Genomic DNA, 22564 nt, shown 5'->3' with positions numbered 1-22564 from the left:
GGGTCTCGATCCTGTGTTCGGGAATGGGGTCGGCTTCAAGCGGCCCCGAGATAGGCGGCCTCGAGCGCCGTGTCCGCCCGGAGCTCCGCCGCCGTGCCCGCCGCCGCGACGCGTCCCTGTTCCAGGACGTAGCCCCGGTCCGCCACGGTCAGGGCGAGCGCGGCCATCTGATCGACGATCAGGATCGTCGTGCCCCCGTCGCGCAGGTCGGCGACGGTCGCGTAGAGGGCGTTGATGATCGCGGGCGCGAGCCCGAGGGAGGGTTCGTCGAGCAGGAGGATGCGCGGCCGCGCCATCATCCCCCGGGCGATCGCGAGCATCTGCTGCTCCCCGCCCGAGAGCAGGCCGGCGCGGCTGTCCGCCCGCTCCCGCAGGCGCGGAAAGCGGTCGAGCAGCGCCTCGACCTCCGCCGGGTCGATCCGGCCGCCGCGGCTGTCGGAGCGACTCCACGCGCCGAGGCGGATGTTCTCGACGACGGTGAGTTCGGGAAAGACCTGCCGGCCCTCCGGGACCAGGGCGAGGCCGAGGCGCGCGATCCGGTGCGCCGGCAGCGCCGCGATCGGCGCATCGGCCAGCACCACCGCGCCGTCGACCGGGCGCAGCAGGCCCGCCAGCGCCCGCATCGCCGTCGACTTGCCGGCGCCGTTGGAGCCGAGCAGCGCCACGGTCTCGCCGGGCCGTACCGCGAGGGAGATCCCGTCGAGGACGGGTGCGGCGCCGTAGCCGGCCCGCAGGCCGTGGGCGGCGAGGACCGGGTCGGCCGGGCCGTCCCAGGGGGCGGATCGCGGCCGGGCCGGGGTCTCGGCGGCGCCGAGATAGGCCCGCAGCACCGCGGGGTCGCGGCGCACCTCGGCGGGGGTGCCGCGGGCGATCGGGCGCCCGGCATCCATGACGAGGATGCGGTCGGACACGCTCATCACCAGCGGCATGTCGTGCTCGACGAGGATCACCGCGATGCCGCAGGCCGCGATCCGGCGCAGCAGGGCGCCGAGGCGGTCGGTCTCGGCGCGGGCGAGGCCGGCGGCCGGCTCGTCGAGGAGCAGCACCCGCGGCGTCCCGGCCAGCGCGCGGGCGATCTCCACCAGCCGCCGGTCGACATGGGGCAGTTCCGCCGCCGGCCGGTCGAGGGCGCCGTCATAGCCCACGAAGGCCAGCAGGGCCGCCGCCTCCTGCCGGTCCCGCGCCCCCGCCCGGCGCAGCAGGCGCCCGGGGGCGCGGGCGAGGATCACGTTCTCGGCCACGCTGAGCGACCCGAACAGGCGCGTCGTCTGGTAGGTGCGGGCGATGCCGGCGCGGGCGATCGCGTGGGCCGGCCGCCCGGCGAGCTCGCGCGCGCCCAGGCGGATCGTGCCGGCGCTCGGCCGGTAGAAGCCCGAGATCATGTTGAGAACGGTGGTCTTGCCGGCCCCGTTCGGGCCGATGACGCTGGTGATCGCGCCGGGCAGGGCCGCGAAGGCGACGCCGTCCGCCGCCCGGATCCCGCCGAAAGCGATGCCGAGCCCCTCGACGGTCAGCGGCTCGCCCTCCGTCCGGCGCAGGAAGTCCGGTGCCTCGGCCTGCGGGGCCGGGCGTGCCGCCCCGCCCCGCGGCAGCAGGCGCGCGAGGCTGCCGACGAGGCCCGCCGGCACCAGCCAGAGCACCACCAGGGTGGTCAGGCCGAAGAACAGCAGCCGGTACTCGGCGAGCCCCGCCAGCGCCTCCGGCAGCAGCACCGTCACCAGCGCGCCGAAGAGGGGCCCGAGCACGGTGCCGGCCCCGCCGACCACCACCGCCAGGACGAACAGGATCGACTGGGTGAACGGGAAGGAGCTCGGCGCGATGAACAGCATCAGTGGCGGCAATACTGCGCCCGCGAGCCCGGTGAGCGCCGCCGAGATCGCGAAGGCGGCGGTCTTCACCCGGACCGGATCGAAGCCCAAAGAGGCGGCGGCCACATCCGCGTCGCGCACCGCGCGCAGGGCCTGGCCGAGGCGGGCGTGACGGAGCCGGTGGAAGCCGTAGAGGCTGAGGCCCGCCGCGATCACCGCGAGGATCGCGAGGTCGCGCTCGCCGAGGGGCTGGCCGAACAGGCTCGGGCCGGTGGCGACGACGAGGCCGTTCTGCCCGCCGGTCAGCTCGCCGCCCTCGATCAGGGCGTGCTCGACGAGGAAGCCGAAGGCGATCGTCACCATGGCGAGGTAGGGCCCGCGCACCCGCATGGCGGGCACGGCCAGCGCCGCACCGACCAGGGCGGCGATGGCCGTCGCGGCGGGCAGCGCCAGCCAGAAGCTCACGCCCTTGAGCGTCAGGATCGCGCTGGCATAGGCGCCCAACGCGTAGAACCCGGCATGGCCGAAGGAGATGAGGCCGCCGAGCCCCAGCAGGACGTTGAGGCCGGTGCCGGCCAGCACCGTCAGCGCCACGAGGGCGATGACGAAGTGGCTGTAGCCGCTCGTCGCGGCCACGAGGCCGAGGCCCGCGAGCGTCAGGGCCAGGATGGCGAGCGGCATCGCGGCCGGCCCCCGGAGAAGCGCGCGCATGCTCTCAGACCTTGTTGACGGCGGCGCGGCCGAGCAGGCCGTTCGGGCGTAGAGCCAGGGCGAGGATGATGACCGAGAAGACCACGATCTGGGTCGCGCCGGAGCCCAGGGTCGCGGTGACGCCCGCCTCCACGAGGCCGTAGAGGAGCCCCGCCAGCACCACGCCGGTGGCCGAGCCGATCCCGCCGAGGATCGCCACCGCGAAGGCCTTGATCCCGAACAGCGCACCCATCTCGGCCGAGACGGAGAAGAGCGGCGCGATGAGCAGGCCCGCCGCGCCCGCCAGCACGGCCGAGAGCGCGAAGGCGCAGGCCACGGTGCGGGCGACGTCGATGCCCATCAGCCGCGCGGCCTCGGCGTTCTGCGCCACCGCCAGCAGCACCCGGCCGAGCTCCGTGCCGCGGAACACGGCGCGGATGGCCACGGCCGCCCCGATCCCCACCACGGGGATCAGGAGCTGGAGCGGGTAGATGCCCGCGCCCAGAACCTGGACGGGCGCCGAGACCAGGGCGGAGGGCAGGCTGCGCGGCTCCTTGCCGAAGGTGAACAGGAGGATGTTGTCGACGATGATGCCGCCGGCGACCGTCGCCAGGAGCCACGCATCGGAGCCGCGCACGACGAAGGGGCGCACCAGCAGGCGCTCGACGGCGAAGCCGAGGAGCGCGCAGCCCGTGAGGGCCGCCGCCGCTGCGAGCGGCATCAGCCAGCCGAGCTGGACCCCGAAGGCGTAGCCCAGCACCGCGCCCAGGGTGACGGCGCTGCCCTGCGCGAAGTTCACGGTGCCGGAGACCGCGAAGGTGATGTGGAAGCCGAGCGCCACCAGCCCGTACATGCTGCCCAGGCCGAGACCGCTGACGAGGGTTCCGGTCAGCATGCGGGCCTCCCCGCCGGGCGAGGGGCGTGGCGGCGCGAAGGACGGCTCACTTCGCCACCGCGACGATCTCGCCGTTGCGGAAGCTGGCGAAGATGTAATCGTCCGGCTTCAGGGCGTCGTGCCGGTCCGGGGCGAACGGCGCCTCGTAGGTCTTGATCAGGCCGGCATAGGCCGGGACCTTGTAGAACCCGTCGCGGACCTTCGGCCCGTCGGTGGCGCCGGCCGCCTGGATCGCCAGCGCGATCAGGTGCGTGGCGTCGTAGGCGTTGGCGATGCCCACGGCGGGCGTGACGTCGGCCATGGACTTGATCGCCGGGTACTTCGCCTTGAGGGCGTCGAGCACGGTCTTCGCCTTCGGGCTGTCGTTGCCCGCGAAGGTGAAGGTCTGGACGAAATGCACCCGCGCGGCGCCGGGTCCGGCGAGTTCGTCGAACCGCCCGCCCGCCGGGCCCCAATGGGAGATCACCGGCACGGTCCAGCCTATCCGGTCGAGGGATTTCACCACCTGGGCCGAGGGGCCGACATTGCCGACGAGGAAGAGGGCGTCGGCCCCCGCCTCCCGCAGGCGGGAGAGCTGCGGGACCATGTCGATGTCGTTGGCCTCGTATTTCTCGATGCCGGCGCTGGGGAGGTTCGCGGCCTTCAGCGCGGCGACGAGACCCTGCTGGTTCGACTCGCCCCAGGCGTTGTTGACGAGGATCGCGCCGGGCTTCTTGGCGCCGTAGGTCTTGACCGCGTAGGCGACGAGGGCCTCGTCGACGAGCGCGTCGACCGCCGAGACGCGGAACACGTAATTGTCGGCCGCCCCGTTGCGGGTGATGGCGGTGCCGGCGGCCCAGGGACCGACGAAGGGCACCTTCAGCTGGTTGGCGATGGGCACGATCGCCATCGAGACCGGCGTGTCGAGGCCGCCGATCAGGGCGACGACGCCGGCGCGCTGGATCAGTTCGCGGGCGGCGAGCACGCCCTTGGACGGATTGGCTTCGTCGTCGCGGGCGACGAGTTCGAGGGGCCGCCCGAGGACGCCGCCGTTGCGATTGATCTCCTCGATCGCCAGCCCGATCCCGCGCGAGATCGCCTCGCCCGACTTGGCCGATTGGCCGCTGAGGGCGGTGACGAGGCCGATCTTGACCGGTTCGGCGGCCCGGACCGGGCTCAGACCCGCGGACCCCGCGACGCCCGCCAGGAGGGCGCCGAGGGCGAGGCGGCGCGTCAGGGCGCGGGCATCAAGGGGGCGGCGAGGCATGGCGATCCGGTCCCGTCTGTGGTCGACCGATGACCGCAACAGCCATGCCAGTCGAAGGGTCGTTGAAAGTGCAGGGTTTTTCCAGGTCGAGGGCAGATTGCCCAGACATTGTGCACAAAACTGCGCCTAAGTGCATACACTTTCTGCATGCAAGAATGTGCCGCCTCCGGCATGCTGAATCCTGCGCGAGCGCGTAGGATGACGGGCCGAAGGAGGATTTCCGATGGACACGATGGAAGCGGGGCCCGCGCGCGACGCGGCGGCGGTGACCGCCTATCTGGAAGCCTCCATGGTGCCGGATCCCGAGACCGCCGCGCGCTACATGGCGCCGGGCATCGCGATCGTCTTCACCGGCGGCCGGGTGTTCCGGCATCCGCGGGAGGTCACGGCCTTCAACGCCGGGCGCTACGCCTGGGTCAAGAAGCGGATGGAGCGGCTCGACGTGGTGCCGGGCGAGGACGCGACCACCGTCTACAGCCTCGGAACGCTCTACGGCGCGTGGCCGGACGGCACGGCGTTCGAGGGCAACCGCTACGTCGACCGCTTCACCGTGCGGGACGGCCTGATCGTCTCCATGGAGGTGTGGAACGACAGCGCCGAGCGGCTGCTCGACCGGCAGGGCGTGCCGGCCTGACCGGTCAGGCCTCGACGTAGGGGGCGAGCAGGCGGATCAGGTCGCGCTCGCGCCGGGGCTCGTCGAGGATGCGGGCCCGCTCGGCCACGGCGTCGAGATGATGGTCCATCAGGGCGACCGCCTGGCCGGCATCGCCCGCCACGAGCGCCGCCACGATCTCCCGGTGTTCGCTCACCGCGCAGTCGGACGAGTGCGGCCGGCTGTAGAGCGACAGGATCAGGGCGCAGCGATAGCCCAGTTCGGCGACGTAACGGGCGAGCACCGGGCTGCCGGTCATCTCGGCGAGCAGCAGGTGGAACTCGGTCGCGAGCCGGATCGAGACCGCTTCCGGACCGCCGCCCGCCCGCTCCTCCCCCGCGATATGGGTTTCGAGCGCGGCGCGCTGCTCGGCGCTCAGCCGGCCGGCCAGCCGCTGGATCACGAGCCGCTCCAGGCTGATGCGCACGTCGAAGGTGTCGCGCGCCTCCTCCCAGCTCGGGCTGGCGACCACCGCGATGCGATTCCGGCGCAGCTCGACCAGCCCCTCCCCCGCGAGCTGGCCGAGCGCTTGGCGCGCGATGGTGCGGCTGACGCTGAACCGCTCGCCGAGGGCGTCCTCCGGCAGCCGGTCTCCCGGGGCCAGGGCCCGCTCGACGATGGCCCTCCGCAGGGATCGGCAGATCGTTCCGACGCGGTCGGTGGGGGGGCTCCTGTCGCCCTGTCTCATTGCAGACGCGCATCCTGTTGCAGAGTGGTGCGGGGCGAACCGCTCCCGGCCGGAACACGGAGCGTTTCCCGCGAACGCGCCGCCGCCGACGCACGGCAGATGCACGATTGGCGCCGATGCGTCTCGGTCTTCATCGCACCGCTCACGGGGAATTCGAGCCCGGCCGCGCTTGAGAGGATGGGACGCGGCGGCGCCCCCCTCGGATCCGAACCGCGTCCGATCAGGGCCGGTCCGCCGCGAGGACGAGCCGGTGGCCGTCCGGATCGGAGAGGAGGCCGGAGGCATCGCCGTCGCCGGTCAGGACGATCCGGGTGGCCAGGGGCGCGTCGTCGGCGCAGGCGCTCGGGATCGATCCCGGCGCGCGGTAGCAGAGAAGCTCCAGATGGGGCGGAGCCCCGCCCGGCGGCGCGAGGCCGGTGACCTCGACCACGGGGTCGTCGACGGCGTCCATGCGGGCCTGTTCCGGCCCCCGATTGACCCCTCGCTGCGTCACCCGGAACCCGAGGCCGGCGTAGAACGCCACCGCGCGCTCCGTATCGGTGACCGTGATCGCCGTATGGTCGATCCCGAGCACGAGGGGAGCGTCCTGGATCTCGGATCCGGGACGCTTCTCCAAGTTCGTCTGCCGCATCGGCTTGTCTCCGCAAGCCGGCACCCACCTTTCGGGCCGATGCGCTCGACCCGACCGCCCGCGCCAGACCGGCGGCACGGCGTCGGGCGGGAAGGCCAGGAATTCGAGCGGATGCCCGTCGGGATCGCGGAACTTGAAGGCGCGGACGCCGCCCGAGGCGGCGGGCAACCGCTCCGGCCCGGCCCGCGAGATCGGCGTCCAGCCGGGCACCCCGCGCAGATGCGCGTAGGCCGCGTCCATGTCCGGGACGATGAGGGCGCAGTGCTGGAAGCCGGTGCCGTTGGAGGGCGCGGGCGCGTCCCGGCGGTCCGAGCTGGGAGCGAGTTCGATCGTCTGCGCCCCGAGCGCGAGGCGGGCGCCGCCGGGGGCGATGACGGCGCCGAAGGCCGCCGCGTAGAAGGCGGCGGTCGCCGCCGGATCCGGACAGAGGAGGCGGATCGCGGCGATGCGCAAGCCCGTCCGAGGGGGCGTCCGAGGGGACATCATCGTCCGGCCCCCGGCAGCGGGGCGCCCCGGCGGTTGAGGAAGATCGAGAACAGGCGCTGCGAGGCGGCGATGAACAGGCGGTTCCGGTGCACCCCGCCCCAGGTCATGTTCGAGACGCGGTACGGCACCCGGACCTTGCCCAGGAGCCGGCCCTCCGGCGAGAGGCAGTGAACGCCGTCGGCGGCGCTGGACCAGACATTGCCGTCCTCGTCGACCTTCATGCCGTCGCAATAGCCGGGCGCGATGGTGTGGAAGATGTCGCCGCCCGTGAGCGTCCCGTCCGCGGCGACATCGAACACGCGGATGTACTGGCGCGGGTTCGGGTGGCTCTGGTCGCCGGTCTCGGAGACGTAGAGCCGCCGCTCGTCCGGGGAGAAGGCGAGGCCGTTCGGCCCGTCGAAATCGCCCGCCGCCACGCGGATCGAACCGGTCGCGGGGTCGAACCGGTAGAGGGCGGGCGGCTGTTCCGACGTCTGGCGACCGCCCTCGTAATCGTTGGCGATGCCGTAGACCGGGTCCGTGAACCAGATCGTGCCGTCGGATTTCACGACGACGTCGTTGGGCGCATTCAGCCGCCGGCCGGCATGGCTGTCGATGAGGCGCGTGACGCGCCCGTCATGCTCGGTCCGGGTGAGGCAGCGGCCGTGATGCGAGCAGGCGATCAGCCGCCCCTCGCGGTCGCGGGCCTGGCCGTTGCCGTAATCGGAGGGCGCGCGATAGACTGACAACCCCTCCGCCTCGCTCCAGCGCATGGTGCGGTCGCGCGGCAGATCCTGGAACAGCAGGCAGTTCCAGTCCCCCATCCAGACCGGGCCCTCGACCCAGCGGAAGCCGGCGGCGATCTCCTCCAATCCGGCATTGTCGAGCACGTAGTGGCGGAAGCGGGGATCGTAGATCTCGAACCCGTCCATCGCCTCACCCGAACCGGCAAGGCGTGGTCACCGCGCGCTTGGTGTCGAACTGCACCACCATCAGGACGGCGGGCGCGTCGCCGACCGTACCGGATTTGTGACCGGTCTTGCCGTCGAGCGTCCGGCAGCCCTGATCCTCGCCGAAGGAGATCTCGCCCGGGCCCATCTCCACCCGGGTGCCGTCCATCGACTCGACGTACCAGCGCCCGCTCAGGGGGATGATCCATTGCGGCGCCGGGTTCTCGTGCCACGTGCCCTCCCAGCCGACCGGCTGCACCGTGATCATCGTGGTCATGCCGTCGTGGTGCTTCTCCCCCTGCCATTGCGGCGAGGCCGGCGGCTTCATCGAGGCGAGGTGGAACGCGGTCATCGCGCAGCGGATCTGGCGGCTGATGCCGTCCGCGTCGGTGTAGAGGTGCCAGTAGGGGACGGACGGCGTATCGCCCTGCTCGCTCATCGGCCTGTCTCCGAAATTGGTGCTGTGTAAGGATGCGTCGATCCGAACGGGTCGTGCAGGAAGGCCGCGACGCCCTGCGCGCTCGGCCCGCTCCAGGCGATCGCGAGGAAGCCGCCGGCGACCGCGAAATTCTTGAGGAAGTCCCAGAACGTCTCACGGCCCTGGCTCGGGCCGCGCAGACGGAAATCCGGTTTGCGCCAGAACGGCTTCCAGAGAAGCGCGGTGACCGCGCAATAGCCCGCGAGGACGAAGGCGGCGAAGCGGTCGGCGATGCCGGTGAGCACGCCCGCCGACATCACGACCTCGACGAACAGCCCGGTGAGGATCAGCGCCGTCGCGAGCGGGCGCGAGTTCGCGGCTTGCCGCGCCTGCCCGACCGCCGCGGAAAAGTTCAGAACCTTGTCGAGGGCGCTGAACGGCAGGAACAGAAGCACCAGACTGGCTCGGGCCGCGAAGGCGGCGAGCACCTCGATGGTCATCCTCGGGCTCCGGAGGGCGTCTTCCGGCTGCCAACGTCGCCGGGACGATGCGGTTCGCGCATGGCTCGCAGAACCTCGCCGCTCCCGTCATCCGGAACGGGGCCGGTCGTGACCCGTTGCGCGTCGGGAGACGGAGCGAGGCGGATGCGCGACGATCGTTACGACGTGATCATCGTGGGCTCGGGGCCCGGCGGCGGCTCCGCGGCGTGGCGCCTCGCCCGGACCGGCAAGCGCGTCCTCGTGATCGAGCGGGGCGACTATCTCCCCCGCGAGCGCGAGAACTGGGACACCGACGCGGTCTTCCGCAAGGCCCGCTACCAAGCCGACGAGACCTGGACCTCCTCGAACGGCGACACGTTCAAGCCCGGCTTGCACTACTTCGTCGGCGGCAATTCGAAGGTCTATGGCGGCGTGCTGTTCCGCCTGCGCGAGAGCGATTTCGAGGCCCAGCGCCATCCGGACGGCATCTCGCCGGAATGGCCGCTGAAATACGACGTGTTCGCGCCCCATTACCAAGCGGCGGAGGAGCTGTTCCAGGTCCACGGCGCCCGCGGCGAGGATCCGACCGAGCCGCCCTCGCCGCATCCCTACCCGAAGCCCGCGATCAGCCACGAGCCCCGCATCCAGAAGCTCGCGGACGACCTCGCCCGCCACGGCCACCATCCGTTCCACCTGCCGATGGGCGCGCTGATGGAGGAGGACGGCAAGGGCGGGACCCTGCCGCACTCGCCGCTGCTGCGCTGCGATCCGTTCGACGGCTATCCGAGCCTGACCAACGGCAAGGCGGACGCGCAGATCATCGCCATCGACCCGACGCTCGCCGCGCATCCGAACGTCACGCTCCTGCGCAACGCCTATGCCGAGCGCCTGCTGACCGATGCGGGCGGAGGCCGCGTCACCGGCGTCGCTGTGATCCTCGAGGGGCGCCGTCACATCCTCACGGCCGACCTGTTCGTGGTGGCCTGCGGCGCGCTCTCCTCGGCGCTGCTGTTCCTGCGTTCCGGAAACGACGCGCATCCCGATGGATTGGCGAACCGCTCGGGCCAGGTCGGGCGCAACTACATGCGCCACAACAACACCACCGTGCTGGCGATCTCGAAGGACCCCAACCCGACCCAGTTCCAGAAGACGCTCGGCCTCAACGACTTCTATCACGGCCACGACCGCAGCCCGCTGAACGACTGGGAGTTCCCCCTCGGCCATATCCAGATGGTCGGCAAATCCGACGGGATGCAGATCGAGGCGGAGGGCTTGCCGGGCTTCCTGCAATGGCTGCCGACGCGACCGTTCGACTATATCGCCAAGCACTCGATCGATTTCTGGCTGACCTCCGAGGATCTGCCGCGGCCGGAGAACCGCATCTTCTACCGCGACGACCGGGTGCATCTCGACCTGACGGTGACGAATGGCGAAGCCCAGACCCGGCTGCGCGAGAAACTGCGCTCGATGTGCGACGGGCTCGACATCCACCCGCACCTGTTCGACCGAACGCTCTATCTCGGCAAGGACACGCCGATCGGCGGCACGGCGCATCAGGCCGGCACCCTGCGCTTCGGCCCCGATCCGGCGAATGCCGTCCTCGACCTCGAGTGCCGGGCGCACGGGATCGACAACCTCTACGTCACCGATGCGAGTTTCTTTCCCTCGATCGGCGCCGTGAACCCGACCCTGACCATCATCGCCAACGCCCTGCGGGTGGCCGACGGGATCGCCGCGCGCCTCTGAACGCGCCGAGCCCGGCGCGGCAGCCTTGCCGCCACCGGGGGATCGCGCGGTGGGGCCGGCACCCCGCGCTCCGGGCGTGCAGCCCGAACGACCGGGCGGGCTGGCCCCGTTCATTCGCCGTGGATGTCGCCGTGCGAAGCCTTGACCGAGGCGTCGTCATCGCGAACGAAAGATGAACAGAGGGCGGTGGTGCAGGGCGGGGCCGCCCGGCCCAGCGATGCAATCCCGGATCGACGCCGATGCGCAAGATCATCCACATCGACATGGATGCGTTCTACGCCTCCGTCGAGCAGCGCGACGATCCGAGCTTGCGGGATCGGCCGCTGGCGGTCGGCGGCTCGCGCGAGCGCGGCGTCGTGATGGCGGCGAGCTACGAGGCGAGGGCCTTCGGCGTGCGCTCGGCCATGCCGTCGGCCACCGCGCGCCGGCTCTGCCCCGATCTGGTGTTCGTGCGTCCGCGCTTCGAGGCTTACAAGACCGTCTCGTCCGAGATCCGAGCCGTGTTCGAGGAGCATACGCCCCTGATCGAGCCGGTGGCGCTCGACGAGGCCTATCTCGACGTCACCGACAATCTGAAGGGCCTGCCGACCGCGACCGAGGTCGCGAGGGACATCCGCGCCACGATCCTCGCCCGGACGGGGCTCGTCGCCTCGGCGGGGGTCTCCTACAACAAGTTCCTGGCCAAGGTGGCCTCCGACCACAGGAAGCCCGACGCGCTGTTCGTCATCACGCCGGCGATGGGACCGGGTTTCGTCGAGGCCCTGCCCATCGGGCAATTCCGCGGCGTGGGACCGGCGACCGAGGCGAAGATGCGGCGCCTGGGCATCCAGACCGGCGCCGATCTGAAGGCACGCTCCCTCGACGAATTGCGGGCGGCGTTCGGCAGCGCGGGCGAGTACTATCACCGAGTGGCGCGGGGGATCGACGATCGGCCGGTACGGGCGCATCGCGAGCGCAAGTCGATCGGCGCGGAGACGACGTTTTCCGAGGATACGAGCGAGTACGCGGTGCTGGCCCAGCGTCTGCAGCCGCTCCTCGACAAGGTCTGGGCGGTGGCCGCCGCGAAGGCGTTGGCGGCGCGCACCGTGACGCTGAAGCTGAAATTCTCGGACTTCGCCCAGATCACGCGGGCACGCTCCCTCACGCTGCCGCTGGCGGACCGCGCGATGCTGGAGCAGGTCAGTCTCGGATTGCTGCGGGACGCCTTTCCCCTGCGCCGGAGCGTGCGACTGATCGGGACGGCACTCTCATCGCTGCATCCCCGATCCGACGATGGCAGACCGCGGCAGCTGGATTTCGCCATGTGAAGGCCGTCGCCATGAAGGCTGTCGCCGTGACGACGTGGTCAGGTGGCAGCCCGATGGCCGACCCAACCGTGAGCGTCGCAGGCCTGTCCTCGAATCGTGACGAAGCAGGGTCACCCAGAGGGGACCCTGCTTGACTCTCATATGTCCGATCCGGACGGTTACCAGCCGTAGCCGTAGCCCGAACCGTAACCGTAGCCGCCGTAGTAGCCGACGGGGCGACCATAGCCGTAGCCCCCGTAATAGCCCACCGGCCGCCCGTAGCTGTACCCGTAGCCACGATAGGCGTTGCTCGCGATGGCTCCGGCCGCGAGGCCCGCGATCCCGAGGCCGATGGCTGCACCGGCACCGATGCCGCGGCGATGACCGTATCCACGATAGCCGTAGCCGCCGCGATAGCCGACGTTGCGATAGCCGTAGCCGCCGTAACCGCCACGGTATCCGCCGTAGCCATATCCGCCGTGACCGTATCCGCCACGCCAGCCGGCTTCCGCCGGCGCCGTCGACGCTGCCATCGTTCCGAGACCGAGCACGGCCGCGGCCGTGAGAGCGAGATGAGCCTTCCGCATGGGGTGCCTTTCGCGATTGCGATATCCCTCTCCAACGACGCTATGGCACGTCAGTTCCGATATTCGGGGGTCGCTCGATTTGTCACAGCGACCCGCATCGCAGCCGAGATCCAACGGCGACGCATGGTCGTCTTCGGTATACTTCGGGTTGCTCCGGTGGGTCCGCCCCTCATCGGGAACGGCGCGGGCGTCCGACCATCCGCCCCCGCGATGCCCCCGCTCCAGGAGGGTGTCCCGCCGTGATCGGAGACCGGACCGATCCCCGGCACGAGAGATCCAGGATGCGTCTCTCGGTTCTTGAGCTGCGTCGGCCCGAAATCCGGCATCCTCCCTTTCGGACCGATGCCTAGCGGTCGGTCCGCTGGGCGAAGGCGGCGAAGCGGTCGCGCCAATCCGGGTGCCAGCGCGACAGGGCCGGACGGTTCTCGATGATGTCGCCCGCCGCCCAGGCGATGCGCCACTCGTCCTGCGCGCGGGTGGTCTCGTTGTCGGGGCAGAGGATGTAGAAGTCGCCCGCCTCCAGGCGCTCCAGCATGAACGCCACGGTCTCCTCCGGCGTCCAGGCGCCCTCGGGCTTCTCCGTCATGCCGCGGGCCTTGGCCAGCCCGGTATAGACGAAGCCGGGGATGAACAGATGCGCGCTGACCGGGGCGCCGCTCTCGCGCAGCTCGTGCGCCAGCGCCTCGGTGGCGGCCTTCACGCCGGCTTTGGACACGTTGTAAGGCGCATTGCCCGGCGGCGTGGTGATGCCCTGCTTCGAGCCGGTGACGATGACCGCGCCCGGCTCCCCGCCCGCGACGAGGCGGGGCGCGAAGGCGCGGATGCCGTGGATCACGCCCCACAGGTTGGTGTCGAGGATGCGCCGCCACGTCGCCGCGTCGGAGAAGAGGCGCCCGCCCGCCTCGATGCCGGCATTCAGCATCACGATGGCGGGCGGCCCGTCCTGCGAGGCCGCCTCGGCCAGGGCCTCCATGGCGGCGCCGTCGCCGACATCGGTCGGCACCGCCCGCACCGCGGCACCCGTTGCGGCGAGATCGGCCGCGGCGCGCTCCAGGGCCTCGCCGGGCAAGTCGGCGAGGACGACCCGCAGGCCGCGCGCCGCGAAGACCTGTGCGGCGGCCAGCCCGATCCCGCTCGCCGCCCCGGTGACGATGGCGGTTCGCCCTGGCTCGAACGGGGAGGCGGGATTCGCGGGGGCCGGCTCTGCCATGAGGCGTGTCCTTCTCGGATTGCGGGTGATCGGGCACGGCAGGCGCCCGCCCCGGATGCGTAACTCTCAACCGCCATCGTCGTGAAAGCGCTGCCGCGGCAGAGTTGGCCAGCCCTGCGATCCATCATCGCGGATCCCCCGCGACGTCCTCCGGATCGTCGTGCAGGCGAACGGGACACGAGTTCGCGGATCTGGGCGAGGCCGGGCGTCCCTCGCGGCGTCGCGGCGCGGCCCGGGCCGTGTGCTCCGGGTCTTATGCTCCGGGTCTTGGGCTCACGATCCGCGGATGACCGGGAGGTCGCTCCGGATGATCGCGTTTCCGGCCATGCGTCGGACCGAGGCGATGACCCGGCACGAGGTCTCGGAGGCGCCACCGCTCTCGGCCTGCATCTCGAGCTCGATCAGGCGGCGGAAGATCTCCTCCTCCCGACGGGCGGGCGAGAGGGGCATCTTCTCGGCCAGGAGGCCGACCATCGCGTGGATGAAGCGGCACCGCAGCGGGGGCACTTCGACGGTCATACAAGGCGACTCCACGGGGCATGCGTCCCACATCATCCTTCGTGCGGAAGGGGGGCGCCGTAACAAGGATCAACGCCTGAGCCGATTCCGAAGCGTTGGCAGGGGGCTAGAGCATCGGCCCGAGAGGTGGGAGCCGGCTTTCGGAAAAAGCCGATGCATCACAATAACCGAGAGCATCGTGCCGGATCCGATATCCGACACGATGCTCTAGCGCGGCATGCCGGTGTTCGAGCCTGCTGGTCCGGTCGTCTCGGCGGGCGCGCGGGCCGGCGGCGCTATGGCGGTCGTGTCCCGTCCGCCATGGCTCATGTCCTGCGCGCCGGCGCCGGTCCCGGTCGCCGCGCCCGATCCGATTTGTCCGCCGGGCGGGCGATGTCCGGCACCGCCGCCACCCTGCGTCGCCGCGTCCGAGCCGCTCGGGGAAGGTCCGCCCCCGACGCCCGAGCCCGTCGCGCCGGGCGAATGCAACCCGGTCGAGCCTCCCACCCCGCCGCTGCCGCTCGACGACGAGCTGCCCCCGATCGGCGCCGCGCCGCTGCCGCTTCCCGATACGGAGTCGCCCTGAGCCCATCCGATCCCGGTGGATGCGACGAGGGCGGTGGTCACGGCTACGACGAGGGGGAAACGGATCATGTCTGCCCAACCGGGTGCGCCGGATCGCGTTCCGGGCTCGTGGGGCCGGGCTGGTATCCCGGGACCGTCGCAACCCGCGTCGGGCCTCGCTGTCCCCCCCTCGTCTTCCTGGAGCCGGACGCAAGAGTACGCTCGGGATCTCGCGCGTCCGGCCTCTCGGCCTCTGCTTCAGCGTCCGCCGCCCGATCCGGACGACGAGGTTCCACCCTCGCCCTTGAAGCCCGCCGCATTGGGCGAGCCCTGCATCCGGCCCTCGCCCTTCCCCGAGCTGTCGCCGGCCCACGCGGCGGTTCCCGTCGACAGCACGAGGGCTGCCATGAACAGGGTGGTCTTTCGCATCACTCTCTCCAGAAGCGTGTCCACGCCGCCGTCTTCGAGCGGCTTCGCGGTAACCTGAGACGGACGGATGATGTTCGGCGGGGTCGGTTCGCTCTGCTCCGAGGGCCGCTCACGAAACGAGCGTTTTCGAAGGAGGTGAGGCGGAGTTTTTCCGTGGGATCGACGCTGCCTCGTTCGAGGTCGAGAGCGCGCTGCGTCGCGATGACAGGGGGCGACAATCCATTCGCGCGCAAGACTTGCATGGTAGGGCCCGCTCTGTCGGGGGGCTGACGATGCTGGGCCTGCTTCGTAATCTCCGAACCTATTTCGTGTGCCGATTGGTTCGTCACGACGTGGCCGCCGCCGACAAGGCGCAGGCCAGGGGAGACGTGCAGCAGGCCGCTCGGCGCCTCGCCAGGGCCGATGTCCGGCTCAAGAAGGCATGCGGCTTGACCGGCTGGTCCGTCGATCCGGGCGCGTGAGGCGCGTGTCTGCCGAGGCGGGTTCTTGCGTCGGCACGGAGCATTCCGCACCGTCCGTTTCGCCCTGAGGGACACGCCCACGTAGGGGATGTCCGCTCGATCCGCCCCCGGTTCCCTTCATCCCACCGCGATGTCGATCGGGTGGGCGACCTGCCTCAGGAGGATGACGGCAGGAGGCTGAGCGCGAACCCGGCCAAGACCGCCGTGCCCATCGCCGCCAGCTTGATGGCCGAGAGAACGATGGCCTCCGGTCCCTGCGCCGCCCGCCGGTTGTCGTTGGCGGTCTGGCGGCTGGGGCCACGGGATCGGAAATGGACCTCAGGGAGCCCGCGCCGAGCGCCGCCCTCCCCCGCTCGGCTCGCACCGCGCCCGACGCACATGGTCCGTCCTCCGGGCTGGCCGCTCAGAAGTGCCGCCCGAGAGACAAAGCGCAGCGAGGCAAGAGGCTCCCGCACAAAACCGCGGAACCCTGTCATCGCGCATCAACGATCCTGGATTGGGCACGACATCAGCCTCACGGCCCGCTTGCGCCGCCTATCAGTACGACCGTCGGCCGCCTCAAGTGCTGATGTTCCCAGAAACTCTTACCAAGCAATGGCTTGGAAGTGTATGGCGCGCCCGAAAGGATTCGAACCTCTGACCCCCAGATTCGTAGTCTGGTGCTCTATCCAGCTGAGCTACGGGCGCCCTTATGTTGTCGTGCCGTCCTGGATGGACGGTTCTCGTCTTGCTTGGTCGGAGTGGCAGGATTTGAACCTGCGACCCCCACGTCCCGAACGTGGTGCGCTACCAGACTGCGCTACACTCCGAAGCCGCCCCGAGGGGCGACGAGCGGGCTTATAGACGGCACTTTCCGGGGTCGCAAGCGGATCGTCGCTGTTCGGCGATTCTTTTCGCATGACGGTTCGGCGGAGGCCGGGTCGGAGCCGTCTCCGCGCCACGCGGCGCCTCCCGTGCGACGTCGGTCGCGGAAACCGGCACGGGCGGAGGTGAGGCGAGTCCGCGCAGGGCTTCGCGCGGGTTTCGGAGAACCCAATAGCCGGGTCGCGGGTTAGGGGACACAATCACAACAGGGACGATGTTCGCCATGCGGATCACCACACGGATTGCCATGCCCGCGCTCGCCGCCGCGCTCATTCTCGGTTCGGCCGGCGGTGCCTGGGCGCAGGGCGCCACCGCGCCGGGTACGCCCGCACCGGGCACGACCGCGACCGACAGCATGCGGAGCCCGCACGGGGCAGGGCATGACGGGGCGGGGGTCGGCCGGACCGGCCAAGTGCCGGCCGGAAATCCCAGCCAGGACACGACCGGCGCCATCGGCCACCCGAAGAGCAACAACAGCAACGGCGCCACCAGCGCCCCGGCCGCGCGCTGAGACGTCGAAGACCTTCGAGGGTGACTGAGATGCGGCGGGTCTGCGACAGCGGGCCCGCCGCATCGATGTCTGCGGTCAGCGGATCTCGGCGATCTCGAACTCGTGGTCGTTCACGGTGACCGTGTCGCCCACGCTCTTGCCGGTCAGCGCACGGGCCAGCGGGGCGACGTAGGAGATCGTGCCGGCATGGGGGTCGGCCTCGTCCTCGCCGACGATGCGAAAGGTCTGGCGGCTGTCGTCCTCGCGCAGGACCGTCACGGTCGAGCCGAAGCGCACCGCGTCGCCGTCCGTCTTCTCGTCCACGAGTTGGGCGGAGTTCTTGCGCAGGCTCCAGTAGCGCAGATCGCGCGAGACCCGGGTATGGGCCACCTTGTCCTCCGGGGAGAGACCGGACAGTTCGGCCTCCAGCCGCGCCACCTCGGCCTCGATCCGGGCGAGGCCCTCCGGGGTGACGAAATTGGGGTGCGGAGAGATCGGCCGGTCGGGCAGGTCCTCGAAGGCCTCGCCCCCTTCCGGCTCACGGACGAATGCTCTGCTCATGGGCGCGGCAATGCACGGGGTGGGCGGAGAGTTCCGCCCAGCTTTTCATTTCGGGACATCACACGAGGTCCTCGGTCCAAGCTTCGATAGTCAAGCTTTCATCACCGAGCACCCGTTGCCAAGCCCTTACAGTCAAGCTCTCACGAGCAAGTCCTCACGCCACCGCCACGACCGTTCTGCCGCGCACTTGGCCCTCCAGCAGGGCCTCGGCCCGGCCGCCCGCCGCATCGAGCGGCACGGTCGTGGTCATCCCGTCGAGGAGCGAGAGATCGAGATCGCGGGCGAGCCGCGTCCAGGCGGCGCGGCGCGGCGCCAGGGGCGTCGTCACGCTGTTGATCCCGAGGAGCGAGACCCCCCGCAGGATGAACGGTGCGACCGAGGAGGGCAGGTCCATGCCGCCGGCATTGCCGCAGGCGGCGATGGCCCCTCCCCCCTTGGTCATCGCCAGGGCGTTGGCCAGCACCTTGCCGCCGACGGCATCGATGCCCGCCGCCCAGCGCTCCTTGGCGAGCGGGCGCGGCTCGCCGCTGAGTGCCTCCCGGTCCAGAATCTCCGCCGCACCGAGATGCGTGAGATAATCGGCCTCGTCGCTCCGGCCGGTCGCGGCGATCACGTGCCACCCCGCCCGCTTCAGCAGCGCGACCGCCACCGAGCCGACGCCGCCGGCGGCGCCCGTCACCAGGGCCGGGCCGGAGGCGGGGGTGAGGCCGTGCCGCTCCAGGGCCAGCACGGACAGCATCGCGGTGTAGCCGGCGGTGCCGATCGCCATGGCATGGGCCGGCGACAGGCCCTCGGGCAGCGGCACCAGCCAGTCGCCCCGCACCCGGGCCACCTCGGAGAGGCCGCCGAGATGGGTCTCGCCGACACCCCAGCCGGTCAGAACGACGGCGTCGCCCGGCTTGTAGTCCGGGTGCTCGGAGGCCTCGACGGTGCCGGCGAAGTCGATCCCGGGGATCATGGGAAAGCGGCGCACCACCGGCATCCGCCCGGTCATGGCGAGCCCGTCCTTGTAGTTCAGGCCCGAATGGGAGACCCGGACGGTGACGTCGCCGTCCATCAATTCGGACCGCTCGACGTCGCGCAGGGCCAGCGTCTGGCCGCTTTCCGCCTTCTCGATCACCCAGGCTTTGAACGCCGCCATGCTCCGCTCCCCCGATTGCCTTCGGGGAAGGGAGCGGCGGCGGGGGACGCTGTCAAGGCTGTCCCCGATGAGCGTGCGGACGAGGCCGTACGATCAGTAGCCGTCGTAGATGCTGCCGCGGGAGAAGCCGAGACCGACCGAGATGTCGGTGGCGGAGGCTCCGGCGAGGCCGAAGGCGTCGGGGATCGAGCCGACGCCCAGGGGACCGTAGCCGGGGCGAGGTCCGTAGGCCGGGGCGGCGGCCGGGACCCAGGCGGATCGGGCCGGCTGCACGAGCACCTGACGCTGCGTCGTGGCGTAGACCGGGGGCAGGGTCTCCGGAATTACCTCGGCGGGGCGCACGAGCACCCGGCGGGTCTGCACGGCGTAGCGCGGCGGGGTCGTCACCCAGCAGCCGACGAGCTGACCATAGGCATCGATGCGCGTCTCCCAGCGGCGCCCGCCGGGGGCGACCAGCACGCGCTCCGAGACGGTGTCGTAGACCGGGGGCGTCGAGCGGTAGACCGTCCGCGCGGGCTGAACCAGCACCTGATCGGACACGGTGTCGTAGACCGGCGGCGTGGTGACGCGGCGGTAGCACTCGGCGCTGGCGCAGCCGCCGCCGGCCTGGGCGGGGGCGATCGCCGACAGGGCAACGAGGGATCCGACGAGGAGAGCGGGAAGACGGGCAGGAAAGCGGGAGTGAGCGGCCATGACGAAGTCCTCGGCGAACGCGATACGTGAGGTGTCGAGCGCCGCCGCCGATCCGGCGCACGCTCCTCTCGACGCCAGAAGTGCGGCCAAGGTTGCGTCGTGAACAAGCGCGATTGTCGAAGACAGTAAAATTAACCAACGACTTAGACTACGCAGACCTTTCGGCTTTCCCTCGACTTGGTGGAAGTCCGCAGGCGCGGCGGTCGAGATCGGGGCCGGCGCGTTCGGGCATTGCGGATGCGCTCCTTGCGCGCACCGGCTGCGGCATCGCCGCAGGACGGTGCGTCGAGGCAGCCCGGATCTTGTCCTGGGCGCGCCCGGTTCCCCTCGAGAACGAGACGCCCCGCCCTCCCCGCCGGACCGGCATGAGGTTGCGGAGCAGGTTTGCCCGGAACCGCGCTTGTCAGCCTATCGGCCAGGGTCTAGAGCGCTTGGCCGACCGGGCGGCGGCGGCGCCTGGGGCGCGGACACCGTCCCGCGGAAGGCAGCCGGCCCGGAGCGGGCGGCGCCCGACGCGGCGCGGGAGAGGATTGCAGGACCGAACGGCCCATGACCTACGTCGTCACCGACAACTGCATTAAGTGCAAGTACATGGACTGCGTCGAGGTGTGCCCCGTGGATTGCTTCTACGAGGGCGAGAACATGCTCGTCATCCATCCCGATGAATGCATCGATTGCGGCGTGTGCGAACCGGAATGTCCCGCCGAGGCGATCAAGCCGGACACCGAGGGCGACCTCGAATCCTGGCTGAAGCTCAATGCCGACTACGCCAAGTCTTGGCCGAACATCACCCAGAAGAAGGACGCGCCCGCCGACGCCAAGCAGTGGGACGGCGTGGCCGACAAGTTCGCGGCACATTTCTCGGCCAATCCCGGATCCGGCGACTGACCCGCCCGCCGGCCTCCCGCGCGAGGCTGGCCGGACGACCCGGCCGCGGGGCTCCGCGCCCCGCCCTCATTCCCTGCGGATATGCGCCTGAAGCGCCGGCAATCCTTTGATTCGCCGGCCATTCGTGCTATAGGAATGGTCGCCGTCGCTCACGCCCGATGCGCTTCCTCCGTTACCGCCCTGGCGGGTTCCATCTTCCTGGAAACGAGGTTGGCTGCGATCGACCGCCGGAAGCATCTCGCTCCCGGCGCGTTCTTTCGTGGGGTGTAAGCAGCGCGCGACCAGTGCCCGGGAACCGGCAGGCCTTCGGATCGGGCCTGTCGGGCGAGGCGTGCGCCGGGTGTCCCACCCCGGAAGCGACGAGCGCGCGGGCGGCAGACCCGCGTGGATGACAGTGGAGGCTCATTCCGCATGACCACAGCCAAGAAGACGACGGCTGGCCGCCAAGGCTTCAAGACCGGCGAGGCGGTCGTGTATCCGGCGCATGGCGTCGGGCGGATCACCGCGATCGAGGAGCAGGAGATCGCCGGCTACAAGCTCGAACTGTTCGTCGTCTCTTTCGAGAAGGACAAGATGGTCCTGCGCGTGCCCACCGCGAAGGCCAACAGCGTCGGTATGCGTAAGCTCGCCGAGCCCGAGCTTGTCAAGAAGGCCCTCGACGTGCTGACCGGCCGCGCCCGCGTCAAGCGGACGATGTGGTCGCGCCGCGCCCAGGAATACGAAGCCAAGATCAATTCCGGTGACCTCATCTCCGTCACCGAAGTCGTGCGCGATCTCTACCGTTCCGAAGCCCAGCCCGAGCAATCCTACAGCGAGCGTCAGCTCTACGAGGCGGCTCTCGACCGCGTCGTGCGCGAGATCTCGTCGGTGAATAAGATCACCGAGACCGAGGCGCTCAAGCTGATCGAGCAGAGCCTCGCCAAGTCGCCGCGCCGTGCCAAGGCCGATGCGGATGCCGAGGCCGAGGCCGAGGCCGAGGGCGACGAGGGTGATGTGGAGGAGGCCGCCTGAGGGCGCCGCCGGGCGGAAAACGCCCGGCCCACGATTCGCTCGTGTGATCGAGGGGGCCCGGCGCAAGCCGGGCCCTTTTTTCATGCGCGTTCCGCATGCCTCTTGAATTTCTTGTGATCGGTTCCACGCGCTCGCTGGGAACCACCCCGGCGGTAGTTCGTTGTGCCTGGGCCACGAATGGCCCGACCCGGGTTGCGTTCGCGTCCGCAGCTGCGGGCTTTGTCGCGAACGAGAATCATCCCGCGGTCCGATCAAGAACGCTATCCAAGAACGCTCACGAGAGAGGCGGGCATGGCAGAGATCGCGGGGATGCGGCGTCAGTTCGTTCGAACAGCGATGGAGGCGCCGTTCCTTGCGCGGGAAGAAGAGCGTGGGCTCGCCGTAGCCTGGAAGGAGGCCCGCGACGAGCGCGCCCTCCACCGGCTGATCTCCGCGCATATGCGCCTCGTGATCGCGCTCGCCGGCCGCTTCCGCCATTACGGCCTGCCGATGGCCGATCTCGTCCAGGAAGGCCATGTCGGCCTCATGGAGGCCGCCGCCCGCTTCGAGCCGGAGCGGGACGTGCGCTTCTCGACCTACGCCACGTGGTGGATCCGTGCTTCGATCCAGGATTACATCCTGCGCAACTGGTCGATCGTGCGCGGCGGGACGAGTTCGGCGCAGAAGGCGTTGTTCTTCAACCTTCGCCGCCTGCGCGCCCGGCTGATGCAATCCACCGAGGAACAGGTCGGCTCCGAGATCCACAGCCGCATCGCCACCGCCATCGGCGTGTCGCGTGAGGATGTGGCCCTGATGGACGCCCGATTGTCGGGCCCCGACATGTCGCTGAACGCCCCCGTCGGCGAGGATAGCGACGCCTCCTCCGAGCGCATGGACTTCCTCGTGGACGGCGCCGCCCTACCCGACGAGACCGTCTCGGCGCGCGTCGACGGCGAGCGCCGCCTGATCTGGCTGCGTCAGGCCCTCACGGTGTTGTCGGAGCGCGAGCTTCGTATCCTGCGCGAGCGTCGGCTCGCCGAGGATCAGGCGACCCTCGAAGCGCTCGGCCACCGGCTCGGCATCTCGAAGGAACGCGTCCGTCAGATCGAGAACCGCGCCCTCGAGAAGCTGCGTCGGGCGCTGGCCGAGAAGTTTCCGCAGGCTCCGAGCAGCGTCTACGCTTGAGCCGGACTTCGTCGCTTCGTCGAGAGGGCTGCATCCCGCGGGTGCAGCC

General features: G+C 70.6%; 25 protein-coding genes and 2 tRNA genes. 8 read left to right on the top strand and 19 right to left on the bottom strand.

The window, feature by feature from the left end:
* Positions 1 to 35: 35 nt before the first annotated feature.
* Genes OWC43_RS11130 through OWC43_RS11120 form a run of 3 tightly spaced genes read right to left on the bottom strand, consistent with a single transcriptional unit; the run spans position 36 to position 4639 of the window.
* Positions 36 to 2519: an ATP-binding cassette domain-containing protein gene (locus tag OWC43_RS11130; protein WP_393956739.1), complete on the bottom strand. Its 2484-nt coding sequence runs from the start codon at positions 2517 to 2519 to the stop codon at positions 36 to 38.
* Between the two features lie 4 nt (positions 2520 to 2523).
* Entirely contained in the window at positions 2524 to 3393 is an 870-nt protein-coding gene (locus OWC43_RS11125; RefSeq protein WP_393956738.1) for a branched-chain amino acid ABC transporter permease, read from the bottom strand.
* A gap of 46 nt (positions 3394 to 3439) precedes the next feature.
* Positions 3440 to 4639 (bottom strand): ABC transporter substrate-binding protein, encoded by a 1200-nt coding sequence (locus OWC43_RS11120; RefSeq protein ID WP_393956737.1) that lies wholly within the window; start codon positions 4637 to 4639, stop codon positions 3440 to 3442.
* Positions 4640 to 4862: 223 nt separating this feature from the next.
* On the opposite strand from OWC43_RS11120, the gene OWC43_RS11115 reads away from it, so the two are divergent.
* Positions 4863 to 5273: a nuclear transport factor 2 family protein gene (locus OWC43_RS11115; protein ID WP_393956736.1), complete on the top strand. Its 411-nt coding sequence runs from the start codon at positions 4863 to 4865 to the stop codon at positions 5271 to 5273.
* Positions 5274 to 5277: 4 nt separating this feature from the next.
* Here OWC43_RS11115 and OWC43_RS11110 read toward each other — a convergent pair whose 3' ends face one another.
* The 5 genes from OWC43_RS11110 to OWC43_RS11090 form a co-directional block, all read right to left on the bottom strand.
* Positions 5278 to 5979, bottom strand: coding sequence for a GntR family transcriptional regulator (locus OWC43_RS11110; protein WP_393956735.1), 702 nt, complete (start codon positions 5977 to 5979; stop codon positions 5278 to 5280).
* Positions 5980 to 6199: 220 nt separating this feature from the next.
* A complete protein-coding gene (locus OWC43_RS11105; protein ID WP_393956734.1) occupies positions 6200 to 7063 on the bottom strand; it encodes a VOC family protein in 864 nt (287 codons plus the stop codon).
* Positions 7064 to 7092: 29 nt separating this feature from the next.
* On the bottom strand, positions 7093 to 8007 hold the full coding sequence (locus OWC43_RS11100) for an SMP-30/gluconolactonase/LRE family protein (RefSeq protein ID WP_393956733.1): 915 nt from the start codon (positions 8005 to 8007) through the stop codon (positions 7093 to 7095).
* Positions 8008 to 8011: 4 nt separating this feature from the next.
* Positions 8012 to 8464, bottom strand: a complete 453-nt coding sequence (locus tag OWC43_RS11095) for a cupin domain-containing protein (protein WP_137831111.1) — start codon at positions 8462 to 8464, stop codon at positions 8012 to 8014.
* Positions 8461 to 8943 carry a DoxX family protein gene (locus tag OWC43_RS11090; RefSeq protein ID WP_393956732.1) on the bottom strand — a complete coding sequence of 161 codons (483 nt, stop codon included), beginning with the start codon at positions 8941 to 8943 and terminating at the stop codon, positions 8461 to 8463. The genes OWC43_RS11095 and OWC43_RS11090 overlap by 4 nt, the downstream gene beginning before the upstream one ends.
* Positions 8944 to 9087: 144 nt before the next feature.
* On the opposite strand from OWC43_RS11090, the gene OWC43_RS11085 reads away from it, so the two are divergent.
* Positions 9088 to 10668 (top strand): GMC oxidoreductase, encoded by a 1581-nt coding sequence (locus OWC43_RS11085; protein ID WP_393956731.1) that lies wholly within the window; start codon positions 9088 to 9090, stop codon positions 10666 to 10668.
* 239 nt (positions 10669 to 10907) lie between these two features.
* Positions 10908 to 11975, top strand: a complete 1068-nt coding sequence (dinB, locus tag OWC43_RS11080; protein WP_393956730.1) for a DNA polymerase IV — start codon at positions 10908 to 10910, stop codon at positions 11973 to 11975.
* A gap of 158 nt (positions 11976 to 12133) precedes the next feature.
* Here the strand turns inward: dinB and OWC43_RS11075 are convergent, their stop codons facing one another.
* From OWC43_RS11075 to OWC43_RS11055, 5 genes are all read right to left on the bottom strand, one after another.
* Positions 12134 to 12541, bottom strand: a complete 408-nt coding sequence (locus OWC43_RS11075; protein ID WP_393956729.1) for a hypothetical protein — start codon at positions 12539 to 12541, stop codon at positions 12134 to 12136.
* A gap of 346 nt (positions 12542 to 12887) precedes the next feature.
* A complete protein-coding gene (locus tag OWC43_RS11070; protein WP_393956728.1) occupies positions 12888 to 13751 on the bottom strand; it encodes an SDR family NAD(P)-dependent oxidoreductase in 864 nt (287 codons plus the stop codon).
* Between the two features lie 273 nt (positions 13752 to 14024).
* Entirely contained in the window at positions 14025 to 14270 is a 246-nt protein-coding gene (locus OWC43_RS11065) for a hypothetical protein (RefSeq protein WP_137831105.1), read from the bottom strand.
* 207 nt (positions 14271 to 14477) lie between these two features.
* Positions 14478 to 14903, bottom strand: coding sequence for a hypothetical protein (locus tag OWC43_RS11060; RefSeq protein ID WP_393956727.1), 426 nt, complete (start codon positions 14901 to 14903; stop codon positions 14478 to 14480).
* A gap of 168 nt (positions 14904 to 15071) precedes the next feature.
* Positions 15072 to 15242 (bottom strand): hypothetical protein, encoded by a 171-nt coding sequence (locus OWC43_RS11055; protein ID WP_393956726.1) that lies wholly within the window; start codon positions 15240 to 15242, stop codon positions 15072 to 15074.
* A gap of 272 nt (positions 15243 to 15514) precedes the next feature.
* Here OWC43_RS11055 and OWC43_RS11050 point away from each other — a divergent pair, with 272 nt between their 5' ends.
* Positions 15515 to 15703 (top strand): hypothetical protein, encoded by a 189-nt coding sequence (locus OWC43_RS11050; protein ID WP_171015558.1) that lies wholly within the window; start codon positions 15515 to 15517, stop codon positions 15701 to 15703.
* A 155-nt stretch (positions 15704 to 15858) separates the two neighbouring features.
* Here OWC43_RS11050 and OWC43_RS11045 read toward each other — a convergent pair whose 3' ends face one another.
* The 3 genes from OWC43_RS11045 to OWC43_RS11035 all read right to left on the bottom strand — a co-directional run bounded on the left by OWC43_RS11045 (position 15859) and on the right by OWC43_RS11035 (position 16512).
* Positions 15859 to 16083, bottom strand: coding sequence for a hypothetical protein (locus OWC43_RS11045; protein ID WP_393956725.1), 225 nt, complete (start codon positions 16081 to 16083; stop codon positions 15859 to 15861).
* A 230-nt stretch (positions 16084 to 16313) separates the two neighbouring features.
* Positions 16314 to 16390 (bottom strand) — tRNA-Arg (locus OWC43_RS11040).
* A gap of 45 nt (positions 16391 to 16435) precedes the next feature.
* Positions 16436 to 16512, bottom strand: a tRNA-Pro gene (locus OWC43_RS11035).
* Positions 16513 to 16790: 278 nt separating this feature from the next.
* Between OWC43_RS11035 and OWC43_RS11030 the strand changes: the two genes are divergently transcribed.
* Positions 16791 to 17078, top strand: a complete 288-nt coding sequence (locus OWC43_RS11030; RefSeq protein WP_393956724.1) for a hypothetical protein — start codon at positions 16791 to 16793, stop codon at positions 17076 to 17078.
* Between the two features lie 75 nt (positions 17079 to 17153).
* On the opposite strand, the gene greA is transcribed toward OWC43_RS11030, so the two are convergent.
* From greA to OWC43_RS11015, 3 genes are all read right to left on the bottom strand, one after another.
* The gene (gene greA / locus OWC43_RS11025; protein WP_137831101.1) at positions 17154 to 17618 is read right to left on the bottom strand and encodes a transcription elongation factor GreA; all 465 of its coding nucleotides are present in this window, start codon (positions 17616 to 17618) and stop codon (positions 17154 to 17156) included.
* Positions 17619 to 17772: 154 nt separating this feature from the next.
* The gene (locus OWC43_RS11020) at positions 17773 to 18759 is read right to left on the bottom strand and encodes an MDR family oxidoreductase (protein ID WP_393956722.1); all 987 of its coding nucleotides are present in this window, start codon (positions 18757 to 18759) and stop codon (positions 17773 to 17775) included.
* Between the two features lie 93 nt (positions 18760 to 18852).
* Positions 18853 to 19452, bottom strand: coding sequence for a hypothetical protein (locus OWC43_RS11015; protein ID WP_393956721.1), 600 nt, complete (start codon positions 19450 to 19452; stop codon positions 18853 to 18855).
* Positions 19453 to 20001: 549 nt separating this feature from the next.
* Between OWC43_RS11015 and fdxA the strand changes: the two genes are divergently transcribed.
* The 3 genes from fdxA to OWC43_RS11000 all read left to right on the top strand — a co-directional run bounded on the left by fdxA (position 20002) and on the right by OWC43_RS11000 (position 22515).
* Positions 20002 to 20340, top strand: coding sequence for a ferredoxin FdxA (fdxA, locus tag OWC43_RS11010; RefSeq protein WP_137831098.1), 339 nt, complete (start codon positions 20002 to 20004; stop codon positions 20338 to 20340).
* A 411-nt stretch (positions 20341 to 20751) separates the two neighbouring features.
* Positions 20752 to 21351, top strand: a complete 600-nt coding sequence (locus OWC43_RS11005; protein WP_393956719.1) for a CarD family transcriptional regulator — start codon at positions 20752 to 20754, stop codon at positions 21349 to 21351.
* Between the two features lie 291 nt (positions 21352 to 21642).
* Positions 21643 to 22515: an RNA polymerase factor sigma-32 gene (locus OWC43_RS11000; protein ID WP_137831096.1), complete on the top strand. Its 873-nt coding sequence runs from the start codon at positions 21643 to 21645 to the stop codon at positions 22513 to 22515.
* Positions 22516 to 22564 lie beyond the last annotated feature (49 nt).

The organism is Methylorubrum sp. POS3 (assembly GCF_043352485.1).
GTDB lineage: Bacteria > Pseudomonadota > Alphaproteobacteria > Rhizobiales > Beijerinckiaceae > Methylobacterium > Methylobacterium suomiense.
Note: the sequence above shows the minus strand (reverse complement) of the source record. Positions and strands in the feature narration are given on the sequence as shown.

Bases quoted from the DNA above. Each gene is read 5' to 3' on its own strand.
- OWC43_RS11130 (WP_393956739.1), bottom strand. From the start codon at position 2,519: ATGCGCGCGCTTCTCCGGGGGCCGGCCGCGATGCCGCTCGCCATCCTG.
- OWC43_RS11125 (WP_393956738.1), bottom strand. From the start codon at position 3,393: ATGCTGACCGGAACCCTCGTCAGCGGTCTCGGCCTGGGCAGCATGTAC.
- OWC43_RS11120 (WP_393956737.1), bottom strand. From the start codon at position 4,639: ATGCCTCGCCGCCCCCTTGATGCCCGCGCCCTGACGCGCCGCCTCGCC.
- OWC43_RS11115 (WP_393956736.1), top strand. From the start codon at position 4,863: ATGGACACGATGGAAGCGGGGCCCGCGCGCGACGCGGCGGCGGTGACC.
- OWC43_RS11110 (WP_393956735.1), bottom strand. From the start codon at position 5,979: ATGAGACAGGGCGACAGGAGCCCCCCCACCGACCGCGTCGGAACGATC.
- OWC43_RS11100 (WP_393956733.1), bottom strand. From the start codon at position 8,007: ATGGACGGGTTCGAGATCTACGATCCCCGCTTCCGCCACTACGTGCTC.
- OWC43_RS11095 (WP_137831111.1), bottom strand. From the start codon at position 8,464: ATGAGCGAGCAGGGCGATACGCCGTCCGTCCCCTACTGGCACCTCTAC.
- OWC43_RS11090 (WP_393956732.1), bottom strand. From the start codon at position 8,943: ATGACCATCGAGGTGCTCGCCGCCTTCGCGGCCCGAGCCAGTCTGGTG.
- OWC43_RS11085 (WP_393956731.1), top strand. From the start codon at position 9,088: ATGCGCGACGATCGTTACGACGTGATCATCGTGGGCTCGGGGCCCGGC.
- dinB (WP_393956730.1), top strand. From the start codon at position 10,908: ATGCGCAAGATCATCCACATCGACATGGATGCGTTCTACGCCTCCGTC.
- OWC43_RS11075 (WP_393956729.1), bottom strand. From the start codon at position 12,541: ATGCGGAAGGCTCATCTCGCTCTCACGGCCGCGGCCGTGCTCGGTCTC.
- OWC43_RS11070 (WP_393956728.1), bottom strand. From the start codon at position 13,751: ATGGCAGAGCCGGCCCCCGCGAATCCCGCCTCCCCGTTCGAGCCAGGG.
- OWC43_RS11065 (WP_137831105.1), bottom strand. From the start codon at position 14,270: ATGACCGTCGAAGTGCCCCCGCTGCGGTGCCGCTTCATCCACGCGATG.
- OWC43_RS11060 (WP_393956727.1), bottom strand. From the start codon at position 14,903: ATGATCCGTTTCCCCCTCGTCGTAGCCGTGACCACCGCCCTCGTCGCA.
- OWC43_RS11055 (WP_393956726.1), bottom strand. From the start codon at position 15,242: ATGCGAAAGACCACCCTGTTCATGGCAGCCCTCGTGCTGTCGACGGGA.
- OWC43_RS11050 (WP_171015558.1), top strand. From the start codon at position 15,515: ATGCTGGGCCTGCTTCGTAATCTCCGAACCTATTTCGTGTGCCGATTG.
- OWC43_RS11045 (WP_393956725.1), bottom strand. From the start codon at position 16,083: ATGTGCGTCGGGCGCGGTGCGAGCCGAGCGGGGGAGGGCGGCGCTCGG.
- OWC43_RS11030 (WP_393956724.1), top strand. From the start codon at position 16,791: ATGCGGATCACCACACGGATTGCCATGCCCGCGCTCGCCGCCGCGCTC.
- greA (WP_137831101.1), bottom strand. From the start codon at position 17,618: ATGAGCAGAGCATTCGTCCGTGAGCCGGAAGGGGGCGAGGCCTTCGAG.
- OWC43_RS11020 (WP_393956722.1), bottom strand. From the start codon at position 18,759: ATGGCGGCGTTCAAAGCCTGGGTGATCGAGAAGGCGGAAAGCGGCCAG.
- OWC43_RS11015 (WP_393956721.1), bottom strand. From the start codon at position 19,452: ATGGCCGCTCACTCCCGCTTTCCTGCCCGTCTTCCCGCTCTCCTCGTC.
- fdxA (WP_137831098.1), top strand. From the start codon at position 20,002: ATGACCTACGTCGTCACCGACAACTGCATTAAGTGCAAGTACATGGAC.
- OWC43_RS11005 (WP_393956719.1), top strand. From the start codon at position 20,752: ATGACCACAGCCAAGAAGACGACGGCTGGCCGCCAAGGCTTCAAGACC.
- OWC43_RS11000 (WP_137831096.1), top strand. From the start codon at position 21,643: ATGGCAGAGATCGCGGGGATGCGGCGTCAGTTCGTTCGAACAGCGATG.